This window comes from Nonomuraea sp. NPDC049028 (assembly GCF_043197735.1).
Taxonomy (GTDB): domain Bacteria; phylum Actinomycetota; class Actinomycetes; order Streptosporangiales; family Streptosporangiaceae; genus Nonomuraea.
Genome location: NZ_JBICTR010000001.1, coordinates 735,952 through 758,733, shown reverse-complemented (window position 1 = coordinate 758,733; position 22,782 = coordinate 735,952). Strand labels below are relative to the sequence as shown.

The 22,782-nt window shown below is 70.6% G+C and carries 19 protein-coding genes; 10 read left to right on the top strand and 9 right to left on the bottom strand.

Annotation, left to right across the window (positions count from 1 at the left end; all coding sequences use genetic code 11):
- Positions 1 to 24: 24 nt before the first annotated feature.
- Complete coding sequence (locus ACGFJ2_RS03440; protein WP_308016075.1) at positions 25 to 642, top strand: response regulator transcription factor; 618 nt, start codon at positions 25 to 27, stop codon at positions 640 to 642.
- A 24-nt stretch (positions 643 to 666) separates the two neighbouring features.
- Here the strand turns inward: ACGFJ2_RS03440 and ACGFJ2_RS03435 are convergent, their stop codons facing one another.
- From ACGFJ2_RS03435 to ACGFJ2_RS03410, 6 genes are all read right to left on the bottom strand, one after another.
- Positions 667 to 2,649, bottom strand: coding sequence for a prolyl oligopeptidase family protein (locus tag ACGFJ2_RS03435; RefSeq protein ID WP_393464204.1), 1,983 nt, complete (start codon positions 2,647 to 2,649; stop codon positions 667 to 669).
- Positions 2,646 to 4,424: an ATP-binding cassette domain-containing protein gene (locus ACGFJ2_RS03430; RefSeq protein ID WP_393464201.1), complete on the bottom strand. Its 1,779-nt coding sequence runs from the start codon at positions 4,422 to 4,424 to the stop codon at positions 2,646 to 2,648. The genes ACGFJ2_RS03435 and ACGFJ2_RS03430 overlap by 4 nt, the downstream gene beginning before the upstream one ends.
- Complete coding sequence (locus ACGFJ2_RS03425; RefSeq protein ID WP_393464198.1) at positions 4,421 to 6,118, bottom strand: ABC transporter ATP-binding protein; 1,698 nt, start codon at positions 6,116 to 6,118, stop codon at positions 4,421 to 4,423. The genes ACGFJ2_RS03430 and ACGFJ2_RS03425 overlap by 4 nt, the downstream gene beginning before the upstream one ends.
- A 75-nt stretch (positions 6,119 to 6,193) precedes the next feature.
- Positions 6,194 to 6,325 (bottom strand): SapB/AmfS family lanthipeptide, encoded by a 132-nt coding sequence (locus ACGFJ2_RS03420; RefSeq protein ID WP_225289749.1) that lies wholly within the window; start codon positions 6,323 to 6,325, stop codon positions 6,194 to 6,196.
- Between the two features lie 3 nt (positions 6,326 to 6,328).
- Positions 6,329 to 8,884 (bottom strand): class III lanthionine synthetase LanKC, encoded by a 2,556-nt coding sequence (gene lanKC, locus ACGFJ2_RS03415; RefSeq protein ID WP_393464194.1) that lies wholly within the window; start codon positions 8,882 to 8,884, stop codon positions 6,329 to 6,331.
- A 73-nt stretch (positions 8,885 to 8,957) separates the two neighbouring features.
- Positions 8,958 to 10,061, bottom strand: coding sequence for a histidine kinase (locus ACGFJ2_RS03410; protein ID WP_357951208.1), 1,104 nt, complete (start codon positions 10,059 to 10,061; stop codon positions 8,958 to 8,960).
- A 235-nt stretch (positions 10,062 to 10,296) separates the two neighbouring features.
- Here ACGFJ2_RS03410 and ACGFJ2_RS03405 point away from each other — a divergent pair, with 235 nt between their 5' ends.
- From ACGFJ2_RS03405 to ACGFJ2_RS03395, 3 genes are all read left to right on the top strand, one after another.
- A complete protein-coding gene (locus ACGFJ2_RS03405; RefSeq protein ID WP_393464190.1) occupies positions 10,297 to 11,265 on the top strand; it encodes an aldo/keto reductase in 969 nt (322 codons plus the stop codon).
- 64 nt (positions 11,266 to 11,329) lie between these two features.
- Complete coding sequence (gene polX / locus ACGFJ2_RS03400; RefSeq protein WP_393464188.1) at positions 11,330 to 13,012, top strand: DNA polymerase/3'-5' exonuclease PolX; 1,683 nt, start codon at positions 11,330 to 11,332, stop codon at positions 13,010 to 13,012.
- A 685-nt stretch (positions 13,013 to 13,697) separates the two neighbouring features.
- Positions 13,698 to 14,393, top strand: coding sequence for a hypothetical protein (locus ACGFJ2_RS03395; RefSeq protein ID WP_393464186.1), 696 nt, complete (start codon positions 13,698 to 13,700; stop codon positions 14,391 to 14,393).
- 84 nt (positions 14,394 to 14,477) lie between these two features.
- Here ACGFJ2_RS03395 and ACGFJ2_RS03390 read toward each other — a convergent pair whose 3' ends face one another.
- The gene (locus tag ACGFJ2_RS03390) at positions 14,478 to 15,095 is read right to left on the bottom strand and encodes a hypothetical protein (RefSeq protein ID WP_393464184.1); all 618 of its coding nucleotides are present in this window, start codon (positions 15,093 to 15,095) and stop codon (positions 14,478 to 14,480) included.
- Positions 15,096 to 15,381: 286 nt separating this feature from the next.
- On the opposite strand from ACGFJ2_RS03390, the gene ACGFJ2_RS03385 reads away from it, so the two are divergent.
- The 5 genes from ACGFJ2_RS03385 to ACGFJ2_RS03365 all read left to right on the top strand — a co-directional run bounded on the left by ACGFJ2_RS03385 (position 15,382) and on the right by ACGFJ2_RS03365 (position 20,180).
- Positions 15,382 to 15,789, top strand: coding sequence for a cupin domain-containing protein (locus tag ACGFJ2_RS03385; protein ID WP_357951195.1), 408 nt, complete (start codon positions 15,382 to 15,384; stop codon positions 15,787 to 15,789).
- Positions 15,790 to 15,973: 184 nt separating this feature from the next.
- Entirely contained in the window at positions 15,974 to 16,300 is a 327-nt protein-coding gene (locus tag ACGFJ2_RS03380; protein ID WP_357951193.1) for a carboxymuconolactone decarboxylase family protein, read from the top strand.
- A 29-nt stretch (positions 16,301 to 16,329) separates the two neighbouring features.
- Complete coding sequence (locus ACGFJ2_RS03375; RefSeq protein WP_393464181.1) at positions 16,330 to 17,055, top strand: SDR family NAD(P)-dependent oxidoreductase; 726 nt, start codon at positions 16,330 to 16,332, stop codon at positions 17,053 to 17,055.
- A 368-nt stretch (positions 17,056 to 17,423) separates the two neighbouring features.
- Positions 17,424 to 18,470 carry a sulfite oxidase gene (locus ACGFJ2_RS03370; RefSeq protein ID WP_393464178.1) on the top strand — a complete coding sequence of 349 codons (1,047 nt, stop codon included), beginning with the start codon at positions 17,424 to 17,426 and terminating at the stop codon, positions 18,468 to 18,470.
- 144 nt (positions 18,471 to 18,614) lie between these two features.
- Complete coding sequence (locus ACGFJ2_RS03365) at positions 18,615 to 20,180, top strand: wax ester/triacylglycerol synthase family O-acyltransferase (RefSeq protein WP_393464175.1); 1,566 nt, start codon at positions 18,615 to 18,617, stop codon at positions 20,178 to 20,180.
- Here ACGFJ2_RS03365 and ACGFJ2_RS03360 read toward each other — a convergent pair.
- The gene (locus ACGFJ2_RS03360; RefSeq protein ID WP_357951183.1) at positions 20,118 to 20,663 is read right to left on the bottom strand and encodes a helix-turn-helix domain-containing protein; all 546 of its coding nucleotides are present in this window, start codon (positions 20,661 to 20,663) and stop codon (positions 20,118 to 20,120) included. The genes ACGFJ2_RS03365 and ACGFJ2_RS03360 overlap by 63 nt on opposite strands.
- 59 nt (positions 20,664 to 20,722) lie before the next feature.
- Positions 20,723 to 21,679, bottom strand: coding sequence for an alpha/beta hydrolase (locus ACGFJ2_RS03355; protein ID WP_393464172.1), 957 nt, complete (start codon positions 21,677 to 21,679; stop codon positions 20,723 to 20,725).
- Between the two features lie 36 nt (positions 21,680 to 21,715).
- Between ACGFJ2_RS03355 and ACGFJ2_RS03350 the strand changes: the two genes are divergently transcribed.
- Entirely contained in the window at positions 21,716 to 22,660 is a 945-nt protein-coding gene (locus ACGFJ2_RS03350; RefSeq protein ID WP_393464169.1) for an aldo/keto reductase, read from the top strand.
- The last annotated feature ends 122 nt before the right edge of the window (positions 22,661 to 22,782 follow it).

Sequence of the window (22,782 nt, the reverse complement as noted above, 5' to 3'; positions counted from 1 at the left end):
GGCTCACAGGCTTGCTGGCTGACCGTGAGGACAACAGTGATCCGAACCTTGCTCGCTGAAGACATGCATCTGGTGCGAGGAGCGATCGTGGCATTGCTGGCCTATGAGGAGGATATCGAGATCGTCGCGGAGGTCGACCGGGGTGATCGCATCCTCCACGTCGCCCAGACGGTCCGGCCCGACGTCGCCGTGCTCGACGTCGCGCTGCCCGGCAAGGACGGGCTGGAGGCCGCCGGTGAGCTGCACGACAAGCTGCCGGAGTGCGGCGTGCTCATCCTCACCGGCGTCGGCACTCCCGGGCTGCTGAAGCGGGCCCTGGACGTGCACGTGCGGGGGTTCATGGCCAAGGACGCGCCGCCCGGCCGGCTCGGCGACGCCATCCGGAGAGTGGCCGCCGGGGAGCGGGTCATCGACTCCGAGCTGGCGATCGCCGCGATGAGCCCACCGGAGGCGCCGCTGACGGAGCGGGAGCTGGACGTGATCGGGGCCGCGGCCGAAGGGGCCACGGTGTCGGAGATCGCCGCGTCGTTGTTCCTCGCGGAAGGAACGGTCCGAAATTACCTCCACCGGAGTACGGCGAAGCTGGGGGCGCGCAGCCGGATCGACGCGATCCGCATCGCCCGCGAGTCCGGCTGGATCTGACCCCGCCCGCTGGAGACCGGCGACTTAGGGCATCGGTTCCAGGCCGGTGTGGGCGGCGGCGAAGGCGAGCACGTCGGCGGCCAGGGCGATCGATCTGCTGACCGCCCTGGCCCCGTGGCCGACGTCGCGCTCGTGGCGCAGCAGGATCGGCCGTTCTCCCGCCGTCGCCCATTGCAGGGCCGCGCACATCTTGCGGGCGTGCATCGGATCCACCCGCGAGTCGGCGCCGGAGACCGTGAACAGCGTCGCCGGGTAGTCGATCCCCTGGTGTACGTGGTGGTAGGGCGAATAGCCGAGCAGCCAGCCCAGCTGCTCGGGAAGGTCCGCGGAGCCGTACTCACCGGTCCAGGCCGCCCCGAGCCCCGACCGCTCGTACCGCACCATGTCCAGCAGCCCCGCGGAACACACGACGGCGGCGAACAGCTCCGGCCGCCGCGTCATCGCGGCCCCCACGAGCAGGCCGCCGTTCGACTCGCCCCAGACGGCCAGCTGACCGGGGGTCGTCCACCCGTCGGCGATCAGCTTCTCGGCGGCGGCGGTGAAGTCCTGGAAGACGTTCTGCTTGCGGTCCAGCATGCCGTCGCGGTGCCACGCCTCGCCTTCCTCCCCGCCGCCGCGCAGGTTGGCCACGGCCAGTACGCCGCCTGCCTCGACCCAGGCCAGGGAGTCGGCCGCGTACCCGGGGGTGAGCGACATCCCGAACCCGCCGTAACCGGTCAGGATGGTCGGACGGGGGCCGCCGGGGTGCGGGCCCGCCACGACCACCATGCGGACCCGGGTCCCGTCGGCGGAGACGTACTCGAGCTGGTGACTCTCCACCCGCGAGCCCGTCACCGCCGCGCCGCTCGCGGCCGGTGACCAGCGGGTCGTCGTTCCCTCGCGGGCGTCGTGGCGCCAGACCTCCGCCGGGGTGACCGCGTCCGTGTAGACGAACCACGCCTCGTGGCCGCCACCGGGACGCGCGGTCAGCGAGGCGATGGAGCCGCTGCCGGGCAGCGGGACGGTGCCGGTGCGCTCACCCGTTGCGGCGTCGTGGACCGCGAGCTCGCCGACCGCGTGGCGGGTCCTGGCGATCAGCAGCCGGCCGCCGTCGAGCAGCGTGAACGTCCCGAGAACGGCCGCGGGGTCCTCGGGCACGACCTCCTCCCACGCGGTGGGGGCGGCCGGGTCGGCGACGCAGAGCCGGCGGCGGGGCGCGTCCTGGTCGGTGAGGATGTACAGGCGGCCGTCCGGGCCCATCGCCGCCGCGGCGCGCGCCGCCACCCCCTCCTGGATCACCTTCAGATCAAGGTGCTCGGGCGGGCCGGCGGACAGGTCGGCGAGGTAGAGGTCGTTCCGGGCGGGGGTGCCCGCCGAGATCACCAGCCAGCGCCCGTCCGCGCTGATCTGCAGGCCGTACGAGAGCGCGCCCCGCGTGAAAACCTGGACGTCGCCGCCGTTTCGCCGGTGCAGGTGTACGCCCTGGTGGAAGCGGACGTAGAAGAACTCCCTGCCGCCGGGCAGCCAGGCGACCGGTGAGTAGCGGCAGCCGCCGATCGGGCCGTCGACGATCTCGCCGGTGGCGACGTCCATGACGTACAGGTCCGCCCGCTCGTCCCCGCTCCTCGACAGCTGGTACGCCAGCAGGCGCCCCTCCCAGTCGGGCTGCCAGTCGTCCAGCGTGGTGAGACCGGTGGCGTCGAGCTCCATGGGGTCGAGGACGGCCCGGTCGTCGCAGTACAGCACCGGGTGCTCCTGGCCCGCGGACTGGGACAGGTGGAAGCGCCGGTCGCCACGCCATACCGGCGGGGTGGTCATCCCGGTGACGCTGAGCTCGGTCAGGCGCTTCTGGAAGTGCTCGCGGAGAGGCAGGCCGGCGGCGTGGTGCCGCCAGAGCCGGTCCTGCTCGGCCTGCCAGCCTTGGGTGGCCGGATGGGCGGCGTCCTCCAGCCGGCGGTAGGGGTCGGTGACGAGGTGGCCGTGCAGCTCCTCGACGAGGGACAGACGCTCTGCGTCCGGATATTTCATGACACGGGCTCCGGTTGCCAGTGGCCGGCCAGGTCGGCGTAGGTGGGTGAGAGGCGCACCAGCTCGTCATGCGTGCCGACCACGGCCTGGCCGGCGTCCATGAGCAGGATGCGGCGGGCCCGCGTGGCCGAGGTGAGGCGGTGGGCGACGACGATCAGCGTGCCACCCCGCTCCGCGAACGCGGCCTCCACCCGCGCCTCGGCGGCGGGGTCGAGATGGCAGGTGGCCTCGTCCAGGATGACCAGGCGGGCCGGGGCCAGGTAGGCGCGTACGAGGGCGATCAGCTGACGCTGCCCGGCGGACAGGGAGCCTGGGTCGAGCTCCGGCCCCATGTCCGCCAGCAGGCCGGTGGCGCCGAGCGCGGTGACGGCGGCCTCGACCTGGTGGGGTGGCGCGTCGCTCAGGTAGGTGAGGTTCTCGTGCAGTGAGCCGCGGAAGACGTACGCCTCCTGGGGGATCAGCACCCGTGTGGCGGGGGGCACGTCGGCGGCGGGCACTCCGCCGATCCGGACGTCACCTGCGTCCGGCTGGAGAAGACCGCTGACCAGGGCCGCCAGAGTGGACTTACCGGCGCCGCTCGGGCCGACGACCGCCAGGTGGTCGCCCTCGGGGATGTCGAGATCGAGACCGTCGATCACCGCCTCGGAGTGCGGCCCGTACGCGAACGTGACCCCGCTCAACCGCACACCGCCCGCGTGTGTCCGCCTCGATCCGGCCGTGGGAGCCTCGGACGACCGCCCCGGCCCTCCCCCCAATTCCTCGGACGACCGCGCCGAGCCGGCCGTGGGGATCGATCCCAGGACTACGGGCGGGATCGGCGCTGGGGCCGGGGCTGGGAGGCCGGAGGTGGCGATGCGGCGGAGGGTGGCCACGAGGCTGACGCCGCTGACGCCGAGGCCGTGGACGAGGCCGTTCAGGGCGGGGGCCAGCGACTGGGTGACGTAGGCCAGGGCGCCCACGACGACCCCCGCGCCCACGCCGCCGCTGAGCAGCCAGGGCGTACCGGTCAGGAGGAGCACCACGGGCAGCCAGGCGCCGACGGCGAGCGCGATCGTGCGCGCGGCGGTCACGCGGGCCAGCGCGCGCGCCGCCGACGCCTGCGCCTCGACCCGGTCGGCCAGCGCCGCGCCCACGCGGTCCTCCGCCCCGCAGGCCACGATGTCGCGCAGCCCCCCGGCCATGCCGGTCATCGACTCGGCGAGCAGTTCGTCGGCCATCAGGAACGCCCGCTGCCGCCGCGCCAGAGCCGGCAGCGACACCAGGAACAGCCCCAGCCCGGCGACGAACGGCGGCAGCACCAGCACCGCCGCCTGCGGAGCCAGCGTGAGCAGCCCCAGCACCACGCTGACCACGGTGAACGCGAACCCGCGCACAGTGGTGACCACCGCCGCGAAGGCGTCCCTGGCCAGCTCCACCTGGAGACCGGCCCGGGTGACGGCGGCGGTGTCCGGACGGGCGGTCACCGATTGGGCGGCCCGGCGCATGGCTCCGCCGACCACGTGAGTGAGCAGGTCGTCCCGGAACGGCTCCGCGACCGCCGCCACGGCGAGAATGATCTGGCGGGCGGCGACGGCGGCGACCAGCCACGCACAGCCGAGCGCCGCCAGCCAGACCAGCCCAAGGGCGGGGCGACCCGCCGCGAAGCCGTCCTCGATGGCGCGGGCGACGGCGTGCCCGATGAGGAACGCGGGCGCCGCCTCCAGCACCGACCACAGACAGAGACGTAGCAGCGCGTACGGCCGCCGCCGCAAGGCCTGCCAGAGCAACTGCTTCATGAGACGTCTCCCGATTCCCGGGGCCCCTGGAAGACGGCCCGGTAGTGCGGGTTCGCCCACAGTTCGTGGTGCGGCGCGTGGCCGAGCACCCTGCCGTCCTCCAGCCAGACGACCCGGTCGGCGCGGGAGGCCGTGGTGAGCCGATGGGCCACGATGAGCCGGGTCCGTCCTCGGGGGTCGGCGGTGAGGGCGTTGCCGACCTGGCGTTCGGTGACGGTGTCGAGGCTGGAGGTGGCGTCGTCGAGCACCAGGAGGCGCTCTCCTTGCGCGAACGCCCTGGCCAGGCCGATCCGCTGCCGTTCGCCGCCGGAGAGCGGGGTATCGGCCATGGGGGTCGCGTACCCGCCGGGCAGGCGGCGGATGAACCCGTCGGCGCACGCCGCCGTCGCCGCCGCGGGTACGACCCCCTGGTCGTCCGCACCGAGCCCGATGGCCGCGCCGACGGTGTCGCCGACCAGGACCGGCCGTTCGAAGGCGTACCCGATGGCCCGTCTCAGCTCGGCGCGGTCCAGCTCCGGCAGCGGTACGCCGTCGAGCAGCACCGTTCCCCCGGCAGGGTCCGCCAGCCGCGCCGCGAGGGCGGCGAGCAGCGACTTGCCGGATCCCGAACGCCCCACCACGGCCGTGACCGACCCACCGGCGATCACCAGCTCGTCCACGGCCAGACCGGGCATCGTGACCCCCCGAAACTCCACGCCGCCGAGCCCGTCAGGTGGTCTCGAGGTGCCGTACCGGGTGGTGGGCAAGCCAAGGACTTCGGCGACGCGTTCGGCCGCCGCGCGTGCCCTGGCCAGGCCGCCGATGTAGCCGAGCGCGGTGCTCAGTGCCGCGCCCAGGACCGCGTACCTCGCCGCCGCGTACAGTTCGCCGATCGTGAGCTCGCCGGCGGCCAGCCGGAGTCCGCCCACGGCGAGTACGGCCACCTCCACCAGCGGCACGACGAGGCCCGCCTGGACACCGGCCGAGGCGTTCGCCCGCCACAGCGCCATGCCGTGGGCCCGCAGCCGGTCCATGGGCGCCAGGACCCGGCGCGTCTCGCGGTCGGCGGTCCCGGCGGCGGCGATCGTCCGGGCGCCGCCGAGCGCGTCCACCAGCCGGGCGGCGATCTCGCCCTGTACCTCCTGGTAGCCGCCCGCGATCGTGGTCGTGGCCCGGAGAAAGGCCCGCAGGACGAGCAGGATGAGCGCGATCCCGGCGACCAGCGTCGCGGTCAGCACGGGATCGATGAGCGTGAGCGCCACCAGCGCGCCGAGCGTGGGGACGAGCAGCGCCAGCGCGCCGGTCACGGATTCGGGCGCCCGACCGGCCTCTTCGGCGTTCAGGCCGGCGCGGGTGACCAGCTCGCCTTCGGGGAAACGGCGGGTCGTGGCGGGGCCGACGCCCAGGACGTGACGCAGCACCGACAGGCGCAGCCGGGCGGCCGCGTACGCGCTGCTCGCGCCGCGTGCCCAGACCCCGGCGCTCTCGCAGAGCATGATCGCGGCCACGATCACCGCGCAGGCCGCCAGCCAGGACGCGGTATCGGGCCGGGCGGAGACGAAGCCGTCGACGGTACGGCCGACCGCGTAGGGCAGTGCCAGCTCGGCGGCCGCGCCCCCGATCGCCGTGACCGCGAGGACGGCGGGCCATGGGCCGCTTCGCCGTACCGCGTCCATCACCAGCCGGTCTCCGGCCCGCACGACCGTCTCCTTCATCTGGCGCAATAGAGGAAATGCCAGTGACCAATCCCCGCGCCGCCGTAAGCGACGCGGGGATCGGCGCTAATGTGATCAGTGACAAAGTGCGACACTGAGGTTGCTCGGGTGGCCTGAGTGACACGTCAGAGCGGTCAGAGTGCTGCCGCCACTGGCGACATCGCTGCCGGCCGGGGTCTCGAGACCCTGCAGGTCGAGAAGTACCATGGTTTACACCTCCTTCTGGGACTGGTTGGAGACAGGCCGCCGGTCGGCGGCGGCCTCGAGGAAGGGCAGGCGTCCCGGCTGTTCGCCCATCACTGTGCCGAGGGCGAACAGGACGCCTGCCGTTCCGGTCGCGAAATCCATGGAGAGGCGCAGCAACTGGTCGCCGGGGAAGGCCAGGCCTCCGCCGTACGGCAACGCGTGCCAGCGCAGACCCTTGATCTGAGCCTCAGAAGGACCATCGAGCCCGCAGCCGAGCGCGGCGACGATGCCCGCGCGTCCGGTGAACAGCCCCGGCTGGACGAAGAACCCCGACCGCGCGACCAGTCGCAGATCACGCAGCGCGGTGGCGAACTCCTCGTCCTCCCGGTGCCTCAGGTAGCGGGCGAGCACCAGGCCGATCCCGACGGACCCCTCGTCCAGGTACGGCAGCAGCCGCCAGCCCTGGTTCACCTGGAGTGAGCCGTCCTCGGCCGCGCGGCAGCGGCGCAGGTCCTGCCGGAGCGCGACGGCGGCCAGGTCGAGCAGCGCCGCGTCACCGGTGCGCTCGTAGGCGTGCAGGAACAGCAGGGCGGGTCCGCAGGAGCCGTACATGAGCCCGGCCCGCGGATTCGTGCCGCCACTGAGCTCAGGGACGTCGTCGGCGCCGCCGAGCCGGTCCGCGCAGATGTCGACCGCTTTGAGCGCGCTCCGTTCCAGCTCGGGCTCGCCCAGGTGGAAGAGGTTCAGCCCGATGCCGGACAGGCCGGAGAAGAGGGCCGATTCCAGGCCGTCCCACTTCTCACGCAGACTGATCTCGACCACGTCGAGCGCGTCCTGCCGGTGGCCGAGCAGGTCGAGGGTGTAGGCGATGCCGTGCAGGCCGTCGTAGAAGCCGAGGCCGGAGCCGGACACCGGGCGCTTGGCCCGCGCGAGCAGCCAGCTCTCGTACTCGGGGAAGCGGCCGGCTCCGGTCGCGGCCAGGGCGTACAGGACGCCGGCGGCGCCGTAGGCGAGGTTCAGGCCGCCGCCCGGCTGGAACTGGGCCACGTCGCCGGGGAAGAGCCGGTCGTCGCGGCCGGGTGTCGCGGATGTCCGGATGGCCCGGCACATCGCGGCGCGCAGTTCGGGCCAGGTGGCGCTGCCGGGCATCGGCAGGGCGCGCATCTCGCCGTCGTCGCGGTCGTCGCCCGCGATCGTGGACACGGCCGGCGCGATCTCGCGGGTGAAGGTGTCCGCCACGATCTCGCCGAGGTGCGCGACCTTGGCCCGGTGTAATGGCAGCATGATGGTGCACTGCGGGGCGAACAGCCCGAGCCGCAGGCAGGCCATCGCGTACCTGTCGACGTCGGTGCCCCGTCGGTCGGCCGGCGCCGCGTACGCGGGGTGGGCCAGCGCGGCGCGGCCGCCCTCCTCGGCGAGCGTGGCCACCTCGTAGTCGATGAGCACGACCCGGCCGCTCTCGGTCAGCAGGATGTTGTCGGGATGCAGGTCGCCGAAGACCACGCCGCGCTCGTGCAGCGACGCCAGCGCCCGGTCCACCCGATCCAGGGTGTCGAGGGCCCAGTCGGTGTAGCCGGCGAGGTCGTCCGGCGTGCACGTCGCGCGGGTCAGCGGGTATCTGTGCACCAGGCGGCGTTGCAGCGTGGTCCCGTCGACGAACTCCTGCACCAGGAAGTGATGCTCACCGAGAGTGAAGTAGCCGAGCAGCTCCGGCGCCGCGGACAGCCCGGCCAGGCGGCTCAGTATGTCGCGCTCGTGCGTCAGCCGCGCCACCGCGTCCCGTCCCGCGTTGTCGAGCCCGGCGTACGGCCTGGCCTCCTTCAGCACGACCCGATCGCCGGTTCGCTGGTCACGGGCGAGGTAGACGCCGCCGCCGTTGGAGAAGTGCAGCACGTTCTCGATCTCGTACGGCAGGCCGGTCGTGGTCACGGCGTTGCGCGCGGCGAGATGAGGCTCAAGGAACTCGGGCAGCGTGGTCCAGGGCGGCACCGAGAACGTGGCGCCCCGCACGTCGGGCACGAGTTGTCCCCCGCCGTCCTCGACGGCCAGCACCCGCTCGCCGCCGGACAGGCAGTGCCGCTCGGCGAAGCCGCCGTAGCGGACGAACAGCGGTCCCTCGCCGTAGCGCAGGTCGCTCAGGATGTACGGGCCGCGTACGTCGCGCAGGAGTTCGTGCAGCTCTTTGAGAACGAGTTCGAGCTGGCTCTCGTCCCTGGGATAAATGGTGACCAGTTTGCCACTCGACGCCCTGGACGCGGCCTTGGAATTGAGCATGACCAGGACCGGCAGGCCGCGCAGGAACTTGAACGCGATCCCGCGGGGCAGGCAATAGTCCCAGACGGCCGCCAAGGCCCGTTCGGCGTCGTCCACGCGGGCCGAGACGTGAATCTTCCAGCCCTGGGAGGGCAGGGGCGCCACTCCACCCGGCGCGTAATAGCACCAGGTCTCCGTCGCCTCGTGCAGCCATCCTTCGGGGACCGGCCGGTGCGCGATGGGAAAGTCGGCGTCCTCGGCGGTGCTGTGCTCGAGGGTGTCGTAGAAACGACCGTCCGCGAGGCAGTACAGCTCATACTGGTCCATCCGGTGCGACCTCCCGTGCGTTGTCAATAAGAGAATGGCAACGCACGGACAAGGCGTCTAGTAACACACGACATTACCGAGGTGTGCTTACCTCATAGGCATTTGTGAATTTCACACGTTTGTTTATCTGGGGCACATATACCGAAAAGGTGAATTGCCCGCTGCGGACCGCGGTGATCTCCAGCCAGCCGCCCACATCGGCCATCCGCTCGGTCAGGTTCATCAGCCCTTGGCCCGACTCTCCCGCCCTGCGTACCGGGTGGACGCCGTCGTTCTTGATCGACAACCGGACCAGTTCGTCGCGTTCGAGCAGCTGGATGGCGCACTGTCGCGCCTCCGCGTGGCGCAGCACGTTGGTCACGCCTTCGCGCAGGGCGTGCGTGAGCGCGTCGGCGACGTCACCGGGCAGGTCGGGGCACGCCACCCGGATCTGGCACCGCACTCCCACCGACTCAAGCAGGGCGCGCGCCGAGCTCATCTCCACCTCCAGCGAGGAGCGCCGCCCGCCGTGGGCGACGGCCCGTACGTCCCCCGCCAGGGTGCGCAGCAGCTCGAGGGTCTCGCCGACCTCCAGCTTGGCCTTCTCGTTCTCCTCGTCCACCAGCCGATCGATGAGCTGCGTCTTCAGCACCAGGGCGGTGAGCCGGTGGCCCACCAGGTCGTGCAGGTCCCTGCTGAAGCGGCGGCGTTCGAGCGCCACGGTCGTACGGATGGCGTCGGTCCTGGCGCAGGCCAGCCACTGCGCCCGCACGGCCAGGCTCACCAGGGCGTACTCCATCAGGCCGAGCACCGGGGCGGCCAGCGCCCACCCACGGTCGGCGAGCCCCTCATGGGGAGCCGCGAGCAGGACCGGCCCGCAGCACACGGCCAGCGCCACCAGCGTGGCCGACCTGATGCGCCCGGCCACCACCAGCAGCGCGCCGGCCAGCAGCCCGCACATCGGCGTCCACGCCGCCCCGAACAGAGCCAGGGGCACGTACGTCAGCCAGGCCTGCACGCCGACCAGCCACCACCCCCCGGTCCTGCCGGCCAGCGTCCCCAGCACGAACTGGGCGTGCACGGCCAGCAGGAGGAGCAAGGCCACCGAGGCCGCCGGCGAGAATCCCGAGCCGGCGAGCTCTGCCTGCACCGGAACCGTCACGGTGAGCAGCCCCGCCATCAAGGTCAGCCAGGCCATGTCCAGAGGAGAAGAGGGAATGTCGCCGAGAAGACGCAGCCGAGGAGCCGGCTCGCTTCCTAATCCATTCACTTGTCCCCCGTCGCGCTGCGTCACGAGCACCGAACCGTCCGTTGTCCCTCTCCAATCGACCCGATGTACCGCGTTCTGTAAAGCGCAATGTCGGCTTCGAGCAGAACTTTCTGCCCGCACCCGCCTGACTTAGGCCGCGTGACGTCGTCATAGGGTTGCCGCTATGGATTACAGACGACTTGGTGACACCGGCCTGCGGGTCTCGCGCATCTGCCTCGGCATGATGAGTTTCGGGGATCCGGCCAGGCAGGAGTGGGCGCTGCCCGAGGACCAGGCCGAACCGCTCGTCCGCCGGGCAGCCGACGGTGGGGTCACGTTCTTCGACACAGCCGACGTTTACAGCGCCGGCGAGAGCGAGGTCGTGACCGGAAACCTGCTACGCAAGATCTTCCCCAGGCGCGAGGACTACGTACTGGCCACCAAGGTCTATTTCCCGATGGGCAAGGGAGGCAACGACCGGGGCCTGTCGCGCAAGCACATCTTCGACGCGATCGACGCCTCGCTGCGCCGGCTGGGCACCGACTACGTGGACCTCTACCAGATCCACCGGTGGGACGACGAGACGCCCATCGAGGAGACCATGGAGGCGCTGCACGACGTGGTCAAGGCGGGCAAGGTCCGCTACATCGGGGCCTCGTCGATGTGGGCGTGGCAGTTCGCCAAGGCCCAGCATGTGGCGCGGGAGAACGGCTGGACCAGGTTCGTGTCCATGCAGAACCACTACAACCTGCTCTACCGGGAAGAGGAGCGGGAGATGCTCCCGCTTTGCGCGGACCAGGGCGTGGGCGTGATCCCGTGGAGCCCGCTGGCGCGCGGCGTGCTGGCCCGCGCGGGCGCGGCCCAGTCGACGACCAGGGCCGGCTCCGACGCGCGCATCGACGCCCTCTACGACCCCGACAACGACCAGCTCATCCTTGACCGGGTGGCGGAGCTCGCGCGCGAGCACGAGCTGCCGGCCGCCCAGGTCGCCCTGGCCTGGGTGCTCCAGCAGCCGACCGTCACGGCCCCCATCGTGGGCGCCACCAAGCCGGGCCATGTGGACGACGCGCTCGCCGCGGTGTCGGTGTCGCTTTCTGACAAGGACCTGGCCTCCCTCGCGGAGCCTTACCGGCCGCGCGAAGTGCGTATGTAGCCCCGCGCCGCCGTCGCGCGCATCGGCCTCGCCGTTTGTCGGAGGGGATCCCTAAGCTGGCTCCATGGCTAGGGCTAACGATGATGCGGCGGCGGCGCTCTCCGAATACGCGGAGCTGTTCGCGCTGACCGGCGGCGACGCGTTCCGGGTGCGGAGCTACCAGAAGGCCGCCAAGGCGATCGCCGGGTTCCCCGAGGACATCTCGGTGGCCGACGTCCGGAGTGTGCCGGGCGTGGGCGAGGCGATCGCCAAGAAGATGGAGGAGTTCCTGCAGCGCGGGAGCTTCCGCCAGCTCGACGACCTGCGCGGGCGGGTGCCCGAAGGGGTGCGGCGGCTGACCCGCGTGCCGACGCTGGGGCCGAAGACGGCGATCATGCTGTTCGAGGACTACGGCATCGACTCGCCCGTGGCCCTCGGCGAGGCGATCACCTCCGGGCGGCTCGACGGCGTCAAGGGGCTCGGCCCCAAGACCCTCGCCAACCTCCTCAAGGGCATCGAGCAGCTCGAGCAGTCGGGCCGCCGGGTGCACATCGGCGTCGCCATGTCCCTGGCCGAGCAGGTGATGGCCTCGCTGAAGGCCGAGCGGATCGCCTACGCCGGGTCACTGCGGCGGATGAAGGACACGATCGGCGACATCGACATCCTGGCCGTGGCGCCCGAGTCCATCATGGCGGACTTCCGCGCCCAGCCCTATGTCGCGGAGATCATCGCGGCGGGCGACAAGAAGACGTCGATCCGCACCATGTCGGGCCTTCAGGTGGACCTGCGCGTGGTGCCGGCCCAGTCGTGGGGCGCGGCGATGCAATACTTCACCGGCTCGAAGGAGCACAACGTCGCCATCCGGGAGATGGCGGTGAAGAAGGGCTGGAAGCTCTCCGAATACGGACTGTTCGAGGGTGAGACGGTGATCGCCTCGGAGTCCGAGGAGGACATCTACGCCGCGCTCGGCATGCAGTTCGTACCCCCGCCCATGCGCGAGGACGGCGGCGAGGTGAAGGCCGCGCTCCGCCACGAGCTGCCGGATCTCCTCCAGCTCCCCGACCTCAAGGGCGACCTGCACACGCACACCAACCTGACGGACGGCATCGCCTCGCTGGCCGACATGGTGGCGGCGGGACACGCCCGCGGCTACCTCTACTACGCCGTCACCGACCACGCCCCCGACCTGGCCATGCAGCGGATGACCCTGGACAAGGCGCTGGAGCAGCGGCAGCAGGTCGCGGAGCTGCAACAGAAATATCCCGACATGCGGATCCTGCACGGCACCGAACTCAACATCGCCCCCGACGGCTCCGTCGACTGGCCCGGCGAGATCCTCCGCGAATTCGACGTGTGCGTCGCCTCGGTCCACTCGCACTTCGGCATGTCCCGCGACGAGATGACCCACCGCTTCATCGCCGCCTGCGAAGACCCGTACGTGGACATCATCGGCCACCCGACCACCCGCAAGATCGGCAAGCGCCCGCAGGTGGACGCCGACTGGGACGCCGTCTTCCGCGCGGCCGGCCGCACCGGGACGGCCATGGAGATCGACTCCTTCCCTGACCGCTCGGACCTGCCCGCGGACCTGGTCCGCCTGGCCAAGCACCACGGGGTGAAGTTCTCGATCGACAGCGATTCACACGCCATCCCTCACCTGGCCAACCAGCGGTTCGGCATCGGGATCGCCCAGCGCGCCTGGCTGACCACGGATGACGTCATCAACACCTGGCCGCTGGAGCGCCTGCTCACCTTCCTCGGCCGGTAGGCGCGGCCATCGCCTGCTCGCTTTCGTCGCCGACAGGCGCGGCCATCACCTGCTCGCCTTTCTCAGCCGACAGGCGCGGCCATCGCTCGATCGCCCGCGCGGAACGGGCTCAGGCGCGGTGATCTCTCAAGACACCCCCTGAGCCGCCGCGCCGCGCGACTTCTTCGCCACCTCCAACCTCAGGTGTGTGGCGAACGGAGACCCCAGCACCTGGGTCCGGTGCGGCCGGACCTGCTCGCTCCCGACCTCGAACAACCTGATCCCTTCCCCCATTGGTACGGGCGCCAGATGGATACGCAGGTCTGGATGCGCAGGTCGTCGATGAGCCCGGCACGTAGAAACCCGCCGTCCGATATCGGCCCCGCCACCGATCGCGACGCCCCGATCTCCGGCCACCGCCCGAGCCCGCGCCAACGCACTTTCAACACCATCGGTGAACACGCCCTCAACACCGTCAGTGACGAACGTGAACGGAGCCGTCCCTGACCCACTCCTCCGGCGGCTGAGTCATCACAAGACGGGGCAGTCCACCCGGAGAATGACCACCCACAGGTGGATGTGGCCACCAACGGATTACGCGAAAGTAGTCCCACCTTCACCCCACGAAAGGACGGCGATCATGCCACCGGCGCCCAAGCGATCGAGAGCCCGCAAGATCTGGACCCGGGCTCTCGCAGCACTGGCCGTGCTGCTCGTCGCCGCCGTCGCCGGCGTGGCGGTGGCCTACCCCTCCGTGGCCGCCACGACGTGCCCCGGCTGCTACGGCCTGACAGAGCTCCGCCCCGGTGTCTACATCGAGCGTGACCTATCGCCCCAGCAACGTTCACAGGTCAGCCAGACGGTCGACGCCGCCACGAAGAGGGTCGACACCTTCTACGGCGGCAGAAAGAGCTCACCCAGCCTGCTCATCTGCGCCACCGAGGAGTGCTACCAGCACATCGGCGGCCACAACGAGCGTGGCATCGCCGTTCTGAACCGCTCCGTAATGCTGTCGCCTCGCGGCCTCGACGCAGTGATCGCTTCACACGAGATGTCCCACGTCGAGCTCCACACCCGCCTCACCTCCGGGGCAGAGGTCCCGCAGTGGTTCGACGAGGGCCTCGCCGTAGTCGTCTCCGACGACCCCCGCTACCTCGCCCCGCGAACGACCGGCGACCGCTGTCTGGTCCTACCGACCGCTCCGTTGCCCGTCTCTTTAGACGAGTGGCTGAGTACGGCCAGCAAGGATACGAACACGTATGCCAAGGCCGCCTGCCAAGTAGACCGCTGGCTCCGAGCCAACGGGGATCGGCAGGGCTTGGAGTCCCTCATTCGGCACCTCAACACCGGCGAGACCTTCGACTCCCTCGTCCCCAATCGAGCACCCGATCATTCACCCTGAGCTCAACCTCGCCCATCAGCGTCCCCGAACGGCGGACCCGGAGAGCCTGCGCAAGCAGCCCATCAGCCACGCCCTGCGGGAAGCTCAGGCGGCCTGTGGGGGCGAATACAGCCACGGGCCGCGCAGGTCGAAGTAGGTGAGTTCGCCGTCGAACAGGTCCTTCCACTGCTCGAAGAGCTCCCGCATCTCGGCCGGGAGCTCCTTGCCCTCGCCGTCCCTGGCTGCCTGCTCAGAGGTGAAGTACGCGACCTCGGTGTATCCGCCGTCCCCGTGCAGCGCGGCGAACCCGCCGATGAGGTCGGGCCGGAATGCGGCCATGTCCCGCTCGCTCTGGGCGGTGATCTCCCGCATCCGCTGGAAGTCCCGGACCCGGCCCTGCATCACCTGGACGAACCCCGCCGCATCGGACCCGCCCTTCAGATACGTGTACGCCTCGGCGCAGTCGTGGAAGGTGACCTCGCCGCTGAAGAGCTTCTGGGTCTCGGCCCACCACTGACCCTGCTCCGGCCGCTCGCTGTTGCGCCGCGCCGCCTCCTGCGACTCGAAACGCACCGTGTTCACGAACATGCCGTCGTCCGTCACGCCGGCCGTCGTACCGAGCCAGCCGTCCACCCCTGGCGCGAGCTCGGCGTGCCATCGGTCCAACGCCGCCCGCATCTCGCCAACGTCCCCGACCTGTCCCTGAATGACCTGGATGAACATCGCGGCCCCCTCGCTGTGTACCTGAAATCCACGCTAGGAGTCCGCCCGTGAAGGTCGAGATGTCGAGGCCCCATGCCATGCCCAAAACTTGCCGCCGCTCCGTTGACCTCGGCCAACGGGACTCCAACCGAGGGGGTACTGCCAGTACACCTTTCGACAGGACCTGTTTGCCTGGACGTAAAGCCGGTTACCTGAAGGGGCACCGAACTCCTCGCGCAGGTCGACGCCGCCCGGCCTGGCCCACACCTGACACAGCTCACAACCTCGTACGTCTGAGAGAAACACCATGGAATTCGTCAAACAGCAGGCCACCACCAAGGCCCCCGCGGACTGGTTCACCGGCGACGTCTGGTTCGACGTGATCTACGCGGGCCAGGAGCCGTCCCGGATGCGTGCCAACATGGTCCGTTTCTCCCCCGGCGCCCGTACCCACTGGCACTCCCACGTACTGGGCCAAACCCTGCACGTCGTGTCCGGCGTCGCGCTGATCGGCACTCGCGACGGCACCGTCTTCGAAGCCCATCCCGGCCAGACCGTGCGCTGCCCCCCGAACGAGGAGCACTGGCACGGCGCCACCCCCGACCGCTTCATGGAGCACCTGGCCATGTGGGAAGGCGCGGGCGACGGCAGCACCGAAACCACCTGGAACGAGCCGGTCACCGACGAGCAGTACAACCGCGCCCGCAGCCACTGACCAGGTAAACCCGTCCTTCTTCCCGCTCCGACAGCAGCAGTGCCGAGGTACACCGGCGATCCCGGTCCCGGAACCCAGACCCGGTTCCGGGTCTGGGTTCCGGGACCCGATCTTGGTTCCGGTCTCGGTTCCGCAGCGGCCGCCGCGCCGCAGGGCCGAAGGACGGCCAGCGAAAGGATCTTCGATGACCGAGCAACCCCGGCAGATCGGCGGCGGACGCCGCATGATCGGCGATTTCGCGCCGAAGCTCGCCGAGCTCACCGACGACGTCCTGTTCGAGGACGTGTGGAATCGTACAGAGCTGGCCGCCCGCGACCGCAGCCTGATCACCGTCGCCGCCCTTGTCGCCGGCGGCGACGCCGATCAGCTCCGCTTCCACCTCGGGCGCGCCAAGGAGAACGGCGTCACCGAGACCGAGCTCATCGAGGCGATCACCCACCTCGCCTTCTACGCCGGCTGGCCGAAGGCCATGACCGCGATCACGACCGCGAAGCAGGTCTTCTCAGGTTGAGCCCCGAGACGAAAGCAGGTGGTGAACTCTTGAGCCGGATCCTGGTGACCGGTTCCGCGGACGGTCTCGGGCGTGCCGCAGCGGATGCGTTGTTGTCCGCGGGACACGACGTGGTGGTGCACGCCCGCAACCGGGAGCGTGCGGCCGGCCTCGACGCGCTGGTCGAGCGTGGGGCACACCTCGTGGTGGGCGACTTCACCGAGCGTGATGCCGTCCGGCGCATCGCAGCCGAGCTGAACGAGGCGGAGCCGCTCGACGCGGTCATCCACAACGCCGGCGTGTGGAGCGGACCCGCGGTCATGCCGGTCAACATCATCGCACCGTATCTGCTCACGGCCCTGGTGCGTGGGCCGCGCCGCCTGGTGTACCTGAGCAGCAGCTCGCATTTCGACGGGCGCCCGTCGCTCACCGGAGTCGACTGGCGAGGCCAGAGCGCCGGCTCGTACTCCGACAGCAAGCTGTTCGTCACCACGCTCGCGGCCGCCGTAGCTCGCCTGCGTCCCGGGGTGCCGAGCAACGCCGTGGATCCGGGCTGGGTGCCGACGAGGATGGGCGGACCGAGCGCACCGGACGACCTCGAGCTCGGCCATCAGACACAGGAATGGCTCGCCTCCAGCGGCGAACCCGAGGCCCTGACCACCGGCGGCTACTGGTACCACCGTCAGCGGCTGCAGCCGCATCACGCCGTCCACGACGAAGCGTTCCAGGACCGCCTCCTGCAGAGGTTGGCCGAGGAGACCGGCACCGCGCTGTGAAAGGCGACACGAGCTGGGCGAGGGAGCTGGGCGACGGAGCTGATCGACAGAGCTGATCGACAGAGCTGATCGACAGAGCTGATCGACGATGTCAGGCTCGACGGCGGCCCCCGCCCAGCGCCGAACCTGGCCCGGTTCATCTTCCTTGTCCCCCGTGCCCGCTTATTCCACGGGATAAGCGGCTTACCGCGAGCAGATGCGCCACGCCGGCCTGCACGGAAACCAGGCGACCTCCCCCGCGACCTCATGACGCCTCCTGCGCGATTCACCATCACCTGGAAAGGTGGTGGCGCCAGCCTGGCACGGACTCCGCCACAGCGATTAAATGGTTTCCCTGTAGGAAATACATGCTGTGGAGGTAGCGGCCCATGGAGCAAGCTCTTGCGACGATCGTCAAACTGCTGCCGGCCCAGCTGTTCACCGTGCACGACGGCAGCGCCGAGATGCGGTGGGAAGCCATGGCCGGGCAGGGATACCACACCCCTATAGACCGATTTTTCGTGCGAAATCATACGTACACGCCCCGCATCGACCCCACGACCTGGCGGCTGCGGCTCCACGGACCCGGGCTGCGATGTCCGGGCGAGTACGACTACGACCAGCTCCGTGCCATGCCGTCACGCACCGTCGACGTCGCGATCGAGTGCGCCGGGAACGGCCGACGCCTGTACGCGACGCAGCAGCGCAACCCCGCCCCGGGCACGCAGTGGGGACTGGGCGCGATCGGGGTGGCGCGGTGGCGCGGGGTGCCGCTCAGTTACCTGCTCCGGCACGCGGGACTGCGGCCCGATGCCGTGGACCTGCTGCCGAGCGGTCTCGACGCGCCGTTCGAGGACTACGGGCACGTACGCCGGCCGCTCCCGGTCGACAAGGCCATGGCCGACGTGCTCGTCGCGTACGAGATGAACGGCCGGCCGCTCCCGCCCGACCACGGATTTCCGGTACGCCTGGTGGTGCCGGGCTGGGTGGGAATAGCGTCGATCAAATGGCTGGGTGATATCGAGGTGGCGACCCGAGAGCTCACTTCCCCGTGGAACACCGTCTTTTACCGCGACGTGACGACCCAGCCGGTGAAGAGCGCTTTCGAGCTGGCGTGGAATGCGCGCCTGGTGGTCGGCCGGCCGCACATCCTGCACGGCAGATCGTGGTCGGGGCGGGGACGGATCGTCCGGGTCGAGGTCAGCGTAGACGGCGGACTGAGCTGGCGGCGGGCCGTACACCACGGCCCGCACCTGGTCAGCGCCTGGTTGCCGTGGCACATCGGCTGGACGCCCCGGCGGCCGGGGCCGTACGAGCTGATGGCGAGGGCGACCGACGAGACGGGCGAGACGCAGCCGCCGACGACGCCGCACCACCCGTTCGGATATCACTTCGACGCTGTCGTGCGGCACCCTGTTTCCGTTGTCCACGGATAGGGAATTGTCACCTATCGGGGGTGAGCTGCGTATTTACTAAATGATGGCACAGCGCATCCGAATTCATCTGGAAGACTCTCGCGGAAACGTCGCGGCAATCCTCGCATGTGATGGTGGCCAGATTCCGTGAGAAAGGGAGAGCAGATGCGCCAGCTCACCGCGCTCGACGCCCAGTTCCTCAACGTCGAATCCGCGACCACCGCCGCCAATGTGGCGGGCCTGGCGATCCTCGACCCCTCCAAGGGCCGTGTCACCCGTGACAATCTCGCGGCCCTGCTGCTGGAGCGGCTGCATCTGTCGCCGGCGCTGAGCCTGCGGCTGGCGGAGGTGCCGTTCGGGCTGGACCGGCCCTACTGGGTGCCCGACACCGAGTTCGACATCGGCAACCACCTGTTCGAGACGACACTGCTCCCGCCCGGCGGCGAGCGGCAGCTGGCCGAGACGGTGGCGGCGATCCACGCCCGGCGGCTCGACCGGGCCCATCCGCTGTGGGAGATGCACCTGATCAACGGGCTGGCCGACGGCCTGGCCGCCGTCTACACCAAGGTGCACCACGCGGCCATCGACGGCGTTTCCGGCGCGGAGACGCTCGCCACCCTGCTCGACCTCTCCCCCGACGCCCGCGACCCGCTGCCGGCCGGCTGCCGATCAGGCCGGACGCCGCACCAGGCGAACCGGCCGGACCAAACACCACACGAGACGGACCAGACGCCGGGCAAGGCGCTGGACCTGGTCCCCGAAGGGCAGGCGCCCGGCCTGGTGGGCATGCTGGCCGCCGCCGCCGTACAGACCGCGACCCACCCCATGCGCGCCATGCGCTCGGTGGTCAAGGCGGCCGGTGACCTCGACGCGATCCCCCTGGCCTCCGCCCTTCCCGGCTCGCGGCTGATCGCCAGGGCGGCCAGGTTCGTCGTCGGCGACGACACGCGGCGCCCCGAGCTGCCCGGCCTGACCGTCCCGCGCACGCCGTTCAACGGGCCGATCAGCGGGCGGCGCCATCTGTCGTTCGGGTCGGTCTCGCTCAAGGATGTCAAGAGCGTGGCCAAGGCCAACGGGATGAGCGTCAACGACATCGTGATGGCCCTGTGCACGTCGGCGCTGCGGTCGTGGCTGGAGGAGCGGAACGCGCTGCCCGACGAGCCGCTGGTCGTCGCGGTCCCCGTCGCGGTCCGTACGGCCGGCGCCGGGGAGACGGTGGGCAACCAGATCTCCGCCATGATCGCCCCGATGCCCACGAACGTCGCCGACCCGGTGCGACGCCTGCGGGCCGTCGGCGCCACGATGAGCGCGGCCAAACGGCGCTTCGCCCTGGCGCCGCCCACCTGGGTGAACGAGCTGTGCTCGCTGCTGCCCGCGCCCATCACCAGCCTGGCGACTCCGGCGATCTTCCGGCTTGCCTCGGTGACGTTCCCGCCGATCAACCTGATCATCAGCAACGTGCCCGGTCCGCAGTTCCCGCTCTACCTGTGCGGGGGACGGGTCCTGTCGTACTACCCGCTGTCGGTGCTGACCGACATGAGCGGCGGCGTGAACATCACCTGCTTCTCCTACGACGGCATGCTCGACTTCGGCGTGGTGGCCTGCCCCGAGCGGATGGACGACGTGTGGGGGCTGCTCTCCCACCTGGAGACGGCCCTCGACGAGCTGTCAGACGAGCGAGTGGGCGATGAGTTCCGCGACCGCGTCGGGATCGATCTGGTGGCCGGTTAGCTGACACAGGTTCTCCTGGTAGAGCAGTACGGCCGCGAACGTGGCCGCCGCCACCTCCAGCCGGGCCGCGTCGCCCCGAGCGCCCGGTAGCGCCAGCTCCAGCGCGAACCTGGCCCGGCTGATCAGCTCGCCGTTGAGCCGGCCGAGCCGTTCCTTGACCGAGCCGTGCGTGTCGGCCTCGCGGAACAGGATGCGGCGCATCGCCGGCGAGGCGCGCAGCGGCAGCCTGCGGGCCAGCCGCGACAGTGTGCCCGCCGGGTCGCCGGGCACCGCGTCGACCTCGTGGCCCTCCTCGACCAGCGTGCGTTCGTCGATGAGCGCCACCAGGACGTCGATCTTGCGCGGGAAGTAGTGGAAGATCAGCCCCTTGGGTACCGCGGCCAGCCGAGCGATGACCGCGGTCGGCGTGGCCTCGTAACCGCCACCGGCGAACAGCTCCTCCGCCGCGTCCAGAATGCGCGTCCGCGCGTCACCGACCTCCACAGCCGCACCCTAGCGTCCCCCTGTAGCCCCTGGTAAGGGCACGGAAGTCGACGACATCCTCACTGGGCGCCGATGGCCCGGCTGAGCATGGGGTAGGCCCGGTGCAGCTCCCGCTGCCAGGACTCGTGGTTGTGCCCGCCGCGATAGAAATGCGTCCGTACGGGCACACCCAGCCGCTCAAGCCGCCCCGCGAACGCCCGTGCGGCCCGGTTGGCGAGGTCCTCGACCAGGTCGCCCGCGCCCGCGGCCACGTACAGCTGAACCCCCTTGAGCTTCCCGGCCTGGTCGTAGGGGTTGTGGGCGCGCCAGACGGAGCGCTGCGCGGCCGGATCCCCCCAGACGCGCTTCCAGTCGGTGCCGAAGCAGCCGATCGTGGTGCCCGCCATAACGGCCTGCGGTACGCCGGGTTCGAGGATGTGCACGGCTCCGCTGAAGGAGGCCGCGGCCTTGAAGTACCCCTTGGCGGCGTACAGCATCGCGCCCTGACCGCCCATCGAGTAGCCCGCGACGGCCCGCTCCCGCCCGGCGCGGTAGCGGGATTCGAGCAGCGGCAGCAACTCCTTGAGGTGGTACGTCGCCCAGCGCGGCGGGCCGCCGTCGCCGCCGTTCCACCAGTCGGAGTAGCTGCCGCACTTGCCGCCGTCGGGCATGACGACCATCAGCCCGGAGTTGCGGGTGAGCGCGTCGACGTCGGTCTTGGCGGTCCACGAGGCGTAGTCGTCGAGGCCGCCGTGCAGCAGCCAGAGCACCGGCCAGTCGCGCCGCGACTCCCATCCCGAGGGCAGCAGCAGCCGTACCTTCGTGATGCCGGCCAAGGCCGGCGACCTGATCGTCAGCTCCATCCTGCGCTCGTCGAGCCGCTTCTCCTCGACGACCTCGGCCACCTCGCCCGCCCGCGCGCCGCTCGACGGAGCCGGCCGGGAGGCGGGCTCACGACCACGATGGAGCAGTACGGCCACCGCCACCACCACGAGAAGGCCGCCGACGACCAGGCAGCCGCGTAACCGGGGTGCCATCGAAGCCTCCCCTTTCGATGCGCGGATAATAGCCGGATGAGATCTTCTGAGTTGAGATCAATCGCCACCACGGACCTGTCCGTGTTCCCGATATGCCTGGGCACCAACGTCTTCGGCTGGACCGCCGACCGGGCGGCGTCCTTCGAGGTGCTCGACGCGTACATCGAGGGCGGCGGCAACTTCATCGACACGGCCGACGTCTACCCCTACTGGGCCACCGGCGAGTCCACCTCCGAGACGATCATCGGTGAGTGGATGGCGGAGCGCGGCAACCGCGACTCGATCGTGCTGGCCACCAAGGTCGGCATGCTGGAGGGCGTGAAGGGCCTGGCGCCCGCGACCATCCGTACCGCCGTCGAGGACTCACTGCGCCGGCTGCGTACCGACCGGATCGACCTCTACTGGGCGCACGTCGACGACAAGGACACCCCGCTGGCCGACACGCTGGCCACGTTCGGGCAGCTGATCGAGGAGGGCAAGATCCGCCACATCGGCGCCTCCAACTACGGCGCCGAACGGCTGGCCGAGGCGCTGCGGGTGGCCGACGACGAGGGTCTGCCGAGGTATGTCGCGCTGCAGCAGCAGTACAGCCTGATGGAGCGCGACTACGAGGGCGGGCTGCGCGACGTCGTGGCCGCGGAGGGGCTGTCCAGCACCCCCTACTCCACGCTGGCCCGCGGCTTCCTGACCGGCAAGTACGCCCCGGGGGTCACGGTCGACAGCCCGCGCGCGGGACAGGCGGCCAAATACCTGGAGACGGAGCGCGGGCCGCGGACGATCGAGGCCCTCACCAAGGTGTCCGCCGAGCACGACGTCGAGCCGGCGGCGGTGGCGCTGGCCTGGCTCGCCGTCCAGCCCACGATCACCGCGCCGATCTCCAGCGCCCGCGACGCCAGGCAGCTCCAGCCGCTCCTCACGGCGGCCGCGCTCACGCTGACCGCCGACGAACTACGCCTTCTGGACGAAGCCTCCCGCCCCTGACCACCTCACGACCGCCGGGTCGCTCGACAAGCCTCGGACCGGCCGAACCGGATCGAGCAGCGGGCGACCACGTCGCCGACCGGCCTGACCACGGGGAACCGGCCACAACTCATCGGGAGCTC